At 63.6% G+C, this 902-nt stretch carries 1 protein-coding gene and 2 pseudogenes; 1 reads left to right on the top strand and 2 read right to left on the bottom strand.

Features of this window, described 5'->3' with window-relative positions; translation table 11 throughout:
• Window positions 1-77: pseudogene (locus tag NZ923_10710) on the top strand (glutamine synthetase).
• Window positions 78-92: 15 nt separating this feature from the next.
• Here the strand turns inward: NZ923_10710 and NZ923_10705 are convergent.
• Together NZ923_10705 and NZ923_10700 are read right to left on the bottom strand one after the other, a co-directional pair.
• Window positions 93-578 (bottom strand): annotated as a pseudogene (locus tag NZ923_10705) (transposase).
• The coding region (locus NZ923_10700) for a helix-turn-helix domain-containing protein (protein MCS7230479.1) at window positions 484-902 on the bottom strand (419 nt) is incomplete at its 5' end. The pseudogene NZ923_10705 and the gene NZ923_10700, both read right to left, overlap by 95 nt.

The raw sequence follows: 902 nt of genomic DNA, 5'->3' as shown, positions 1-902 counted from the left end.
CTGTTTATTCATCAAGTCCGAAAGCAAAAAGAATAGAGGTGAGATTTCCTGATGGTTCTTGCAATCCATATCTTGCTCCAATACGGCGGGAGAAACACCAGCCGCACGTTCTCTGGAATCGTCAGTCGCCGTGCAGTATGCGCGCCGCTCGTGTCGAGCACCAGGATGTTCAGACTCGCGGCAAACGCCTGACTGAAGGCGTCGAGAAAGCGTTGAAACTGGTCGGCATTCAGGGCGGGACTCTCCAGAAAGAACCGCTCGCCGCTGGTCGGCGCCACCGCGCCATAGAGGTAAAATGATTGGAAGACATGCTGGATGATGCCGACCGGCGGCACGCCCCGCGCGGTCAAGCGCCGCCGCCGGATGGTCAGCAGACCGAAGCGGCGTTCATCCTGGCTGAAGACCCGGATGGGGCGCGGATCGCCGGCGGGGATGGCGGCGGCGAGGCGCCTGCCGCAATCGCGCCGAAAGGCGGTCAGCGCGTCAGGGTTTTTTTTGATGGCTCGGACGCGGAACTTTGAGTTTGGCCGTGAAGCGCGTTCGGACGATGGTGTACAGCGTCTTGTACTTGATGTCAATCTGATGGGTGTCGCGCAGCCACTGGCGCAGGGCTTCGGAGGAGGCGAAGCCCACGGGTTGGTGCAGCGCCTGTTCCACCGCCGCCAGCGCCACGGGCGAGAGCGAGAGCGGTTTGCCGGGAGCAGTGCGGATGGCCAGCAAGGCCGCCAGACCGCCCGCGGCGTACAACGCGAGCCAGCGCCCGACGGTATTGCGACGCTCGCTATGCGCGACGGGCGCCTCCTGCCGCTCGCGGGCCTGACCAGTGGCCAGAAGATAGAGCATCTGGAGGCGGGGCTTCTTGCGGCCATCGCGCTCCTGCTGGAGGCGCAGCTTGAGCTCAT

The sequence above is a fragment of the Candidatus Kryptonium sp. genome, from assembly GCA_025060635.1.
GTDB lineage: Bacteria > Bacteroidota > Ignavibacteria > Kryptoniales > Kryptoniaceae > Kryptonium.
Note: the sequence above shows the minus strand (reverse complement) of the source record. Positions and strands in the feature narration are given on the sequence as shown.